The 4077-nt window shown below is 70.6% G+C and carries 7 protein-coding genes; 6 read left to right on the top strand and 1 reads right to left on the bottom strand.

What is annotated here, in order from left to right:
• Positions 1–95 precede the first annotated feature (95 nt).
• Positions 96–1034, bottom strand: a complete 939-nt coding sequence (locus LCD35_RS29455; protein ID WP_224969008.1) for an MBL fold metallo-hydrolase — start codon at positions 1032–1034, stop codon at positions 96–98.
• Positions 1035–1211: 177 nt separating this feature from the next.
• On the opposite strand from LCD35_RS29455, the gene LCD35_RS29460 reads away from it, so the two are divergent.
• The 6 genes from LCD35_RS29460 (at position 1212) to LCD35_RS29485 (ending at position 3983) form a co-directional block, all read left to right on the top strand.
• Positions 1212–1538 (top strand): hypothetical protein, encoded by a 327-nt coding sequence (locus tag LCD35_RS29460; protein ID WP_224960424.1) that lies wholly within the window; start codon positions 1212–1214, stop codon positions 1536–1538.
• 290 nt (positions 1539–1828) lie between these two features.
• On the top strand, positions 1829–2143 hold the full coding sequence (locus tag LCD35_RS29465; protein ID WP_224960422.1) for a YbaB/EbfC family nucleoid-associated protein: 315 nt from the start codon (positions 1829–1831) through the stop codon (positions 2141–2143).
• Positions 2143–2430, top strand: coding sequence for a YbaB/EbfC family nucleoid-associated protein (locus LCD35_RS29470; RefSeq protein ID WP_224960421.1), 288 nt, complete (start codon positions 2143–2145; stop codon positions 2428–2430). Before LCD35_RS29465 ends, LCD35_RS29470 begins: the two co-directional genes overlap by 1 nt.
• A 5-nt stretch (positions 2431–2435) precedes the next feature.
• The gene (locus LCD35_RS29475; protein WP_224960420.1) at positions 2436–2744 is read left to right on the top strand and encodes a hypothetical protein; all 309 of its coding nucleotides are present in this window, start codon (positions 2436–2438) and stop codon (positions 2742–2744) included.
• A 13-nt stretch (positions 2745–2757) separates the two neighbouring features.
• Positions 2758–3414: a hypothetical protein gene (locus LCD35_RS29480; protein WP_224960419.1), complete on the top strand. Its 657-nt coding sequence runs from the start codon at positions 2758–2760 to the stop codon at positions 3412–3414.
• A gap of 257 nt (positions 3415–3671) precedes the next feature.
• Entirely contained in the window at positions 3672–3983 is a 312-nt protein-coding gene (locus tag LCD35_RS29485; RefSeq protein WP_224960418.1) for a hypothetical protein, read from the top strand.
• The last annotated feature ends 94 nt before the right edge of the window (positions 3984–4077 follow it).

Raw genomic sequence — 4077 nt, forward strand, 5'->3', positions numbered from 1 at the left:
CCCCCCCCCCCCCCCCCCCCCCCCCCCCCCCCCCCCCCCCCCCCCCCCCCCCCCCCCCCCCCCCCCCCCCCCCCCCCCCACGACCCGGTGGCGGGTCAGGCGGTGTTGACGGAGGTCTCCATCAGGGCGCCGCGCCATGCGACGGATTCGCGGAGGGCGGCGGCCACGTCGGGCGAGGTGCCGGTCAGGTCGGCGTAGGCGCGGTGCAGGTTCGCGACGATGCGCTCGGCGTCGGCCCAGTCCGCGAACTCGCCGAGGTCGGCGTCCTGCGCGGCCTCCAGCGGCGGGATCCCGGCGTCCACCCCGGACTTCGCGAGGTCCAGCACCAGCCGGTAGTAGCGCTCGTGCTCGGCGAGCACGCCCGGCAGGTCCGCGGCCTCGATCACCGGGCCGTGCCCGGGCACCACGCGCCGCGGCTCGAACTCGGCGATCCAGTCCAGCGCCCGCGCAGCGCCCGCGGGCGAGCCCATGAACACCAGCGGCGTGAGGCCGTGGAACAGCAGGTCGCCGCTGAACAGCACGCGTTCCTCGGGCAGCCAGGCCACCACGTCGCCGCCGGTGTGCGCGGAGTGGCCGGGGTGGCGCAGCTCGACGGTGCGGCCGCCGACGTGCACCGACAGCTCGGACCGGAAGGTCACCGACGGCACGCGCCGCACCACGTTCCCCCAGTCCGGGACGGGCGACCAGAACGGCGGGCAACCGTCGATCATCGGGTCGGTGGCGAGCGCGGACCGCATGTGCTCGTGTCCGAACAGGACGGTCTCGGCGGGCAGCAGCGAGTTGCCGTAGGAGTGGTCGCCGTGCTCGTGGGTGTTCACCGCCCACCGGATCGGCGAATCCGGTGCGGTGCGGGCGATCTCGTCCAGGAACCGGCGGGTGCGCTGCTCGGTGGCGCAGGTGTCGACGACGAGCAGCCCGTCGTCCCCGGCGATCACCCCGGCGTTGTTCACCCACCAGGTCCCGTCCGGCTGCACCCACGCCCACACCCCGTCGGCGAGCGGTTCGAGGCGGGGCTGCGTGTCGTTCGTGTGCATGCGAGCAGTGTGCACCGGTCGCCCGGAGACCATCTCGGCCCCGCCGCCGGGGAGGGGTTCGTGGGGGGAATGCCGCAGCGGTACCCGGCACGCGCGGAATTCGTCCGGTCACCCGGCCTCCGGCTCTACGCTCCGATTTCCCGGCCAGGTGAGCCGGACAGGTGAGGAGGCCGTGTCGTGCAGGTGAAGAAGTTCCTCGGTGCGCTGGTGCTGGCGGGCGGTGTCGCGGTGGCGGCCCCGGCGGTGGCGCTGGCGGCGGACCCGCCGCCGGACCAGACCGTCCCCGGCAATGGCGACGCCGACGAGACCACGCCCGGTTCCGGCGGTACCAGCGACGGCACCGTGCCCGGTTCGGGCGGGGTGGGCACGATCGCCCTGGCGCAGGGCGACGGCGGTTCCGGCATCGGCGACAGCGGCGGCGGTTCCGGCATCGGCAACAGCGGTGACGACAACGGGTCGGGCATCGGCGACAGCGGCGGCGGCTCGGGCATCGGCCAGAGCTGACCCGACCGCCCGCGCGGAACGGGCCGCCCGACCGCCCGGTCGGGCGCCCCTTCCGTCGTCCGAGGGGTGGCGGCCCCGATCAGGCCCCCTGCGGCCCGTCTTCCAGGTCGCCTTCTGCGCAGGGAAACCCACCTCTTCGGTCTTCCGCACGGGATCTCCCGGGTGACGGAGGTCTGTTCAGGAAGTTCGTCGACGAGATCGTCGAATCCGCCCCGCACCGGCTCGGTGGTCTCTTACGGTACCTGTCACAGGGCGTGGTCCCGTGTACGCAGAGAAGAGGCGGTGCGGATTTGGACTGGGAAGAGTTGCGGCGCACGGCTGATGCTCTTGATGAGCAGGCCGGGCTGATTCGCGAAGCCCGAGAAGAGCAAGACACGCTGCGGTTCCGCGGCTCGTCGGAGAGCGGAGTCGCGACCGCGACCTGCACCGGAGGAGGAGCTCTGCTCGAACTGGACATCCGAGCCGGGGCGCTCGATTCGAGTCGACCCGAGATGATTTCGCGCGACCTGGTGGAGTCCATCCAAGCTGCGCGCCGGATGGCTGGTGAGGCGGCCGGCGAACGGCTCCAGCAGCTCGCGCCAGGATTCACCTCGGAGGCCGAGTGATGCAGGAGATCGAGGACTTGGTCGCTGAGATCGGTCGGCGCACCGAAGAAGTGGCGGAGGTCGGGAGGTCGCTCTCGGAACGTCGAATATCAGTTGATGTTCCAGGGGGGATCGGCACCGTCTCCGTGAGCGGTCACGGTCGGTTGATCGACATCGAGCTCGATCGGGAGAACCTCTGGCGTACCAACGAGTCGTCGCTCGGTCGGCTCGTCGTAGACGCACTCGCGGACGCCGAACGGCAGGCTGCTGAATTGCGCGAACGCGAGTTCCAGAACGGTCAGGGGTGAGCGGCGTGGCCGGGTTCGACGTGGTGATCGAGGCATTGCGCGGGAACGTGATGTTCTTGCAGGAGGCCCAAGACAGCTGGGAAGAGGCGCACAACAAGGTCAAGGGGAAGACCTTGGAGGAAGACGACCTCGGCCTCCTGGGGAAGCAGGGCGACATTCCCGGTGCGTACAACGGCGCTGCGGAGAACCTCTTCGCCGGCCTGTTGAAGGGTGTCGAGAACCTGGGGAAGGCAGCCGCTTCCCTGCGTGCGGTGGTCGACGACCAGGCCGAACGCGAAGAAGAGATCGAAGCAGAGCTGCGGAAGACCCAGTAGGAGGTGGTGCAGCATGACGGCAGCGTTGACTGCGTTCCCTGATCGGGAAGCCGCCATCGTCGTCGAGTACGCCGAGAAGACCGGACGGTACGTGATCGTCCGGGTCATCGATGAGATCCGTGACTGGCTCGGCCATCCCGAGGTGGTCATGGATATCGCCCAGGCCTGGTCTCCCGCTGCCAAGGCAGGTCTGCTGCACGCCGACGACACCATCGTCGAGGCGCGCACGTCCATCAGCGGAAACTGGTCCGGGCCGGCGGCCACCAGCTATCTGACCTACTTGGATCACGTTTCCAAGGTGATGCTGGCGACCGGTGAGCTGTTCGACGAGTTCTCCGGGAAGATGCTCGACATCCGGCAGCACATCACCGACGCCTACAAGGAGGCGATCGGCATCATCGGCAACACCGGGGCGGAGATCCTGAGCATGACCGGTGGGATCGTCGCCGGCGCGAAGGAGTTGCTCTTCGGGGTGGCGGACGCCGTGCTCGAGGCGTTGGCGAACTTCCTGCGGCTGATCACCTCGACGGCGCAGAACATCGTGCAGATCATGACGGATTTCCAGCGCAGCGGGCTGGAACTCGCGCAGCGGGCGGCAGATCTGCAGATCCCGGAGGCATTGCCGTCGGTGGTCGCGGATTCCGGGAACTGGAAGGCGGGGTCCGCATGATCGGGGCCTGGCAGCGGGGTATCGGCGTCGCTGCTCTGCTGGTGTGCGCGGCGGGATGCGCGAGCAACCCGGGAACCGACCCGGCGAACGACGAGTTCCAGGAATCTCCGGAGGCGTGCTCGTTGCTGACCACGCAGGCGGTCGGAGACGCGCTCGGCGCCCCGCAGGTCACTCCGGAACGAGCGGGGAACGGGTGCACTTGGTCGTTCCGGGGTGCAGCGGAAATCGGACCGGGACCGGCGTTGCGGACCCTTTCAGTGCGGAACACCGTGCACCGCAGCAACGGCGAGACCTCCGGCTCGGATCTCGCGCTCGCGGCGGTGCAGAGGGCCGGGCGGGATTCCGGTGGGCGAATGCAGGGCATCAGCGGAGTCGGCGACGCCGGGGTTCACGGATCGGCCGCAGGAAGCGCGGAGTACGTGTTCGCCGTCGGCAACATCAGCGTCGCGCTCACCGTCGAAGGCCAGGACTTCGACGGTGCGAACGCGCAGCCGATCCCCGCGGACGCGGCGAGCCGGGCGGGCTCGCGGATCGGCCAGCAGATCACGACGGCGCTGCGCCGGGGCTGACTGGGTCTTCCAGGGGCCCCGGGGCCCGCGGTTAGGGGGGCGGCCCCCCCCCCCCCCGGGGGGGGGGGGCGCCGGGCCCGCGGCCCGGGGGGCG

Source organism: Saccharopolyspora sp. 6V (genome assembly GCF_020176785.1).
Lineage (GTDB): Bacteria > Actinomycetota > Actinomycetes > Mycobacteriales > Pseudonocardiaceae > Saccharopolyspora_C > Saccharopolyspora_C gregorii.

What these genes read in the sequence shown, in the direction of transcription:
- LCD35_RS29455 (WP_224969008.1), bottom strand. Translation starts at nt 1,034, where the DNA reads ATGCACACGAACGACACGCAGCCCCGCCTCGAACCGCTCGCCGACGGG.
- LCD35_RS29470 (WP_224960421.1), top strand. Translation starts at nt 2,143, where the DNA reads ATGCAGGAGATCGAGGACTTGGTCGCTGAGATCGGTCGGCGCACCGAA.
- LCD35_RS29480 (WP_224960419.1), top strand. Translation starts at nt 2,758, where the DNA reads ATGACGGCAGCGTTGACTGCGTTCCCTGATCGGGAAGCCGCCATCGTC.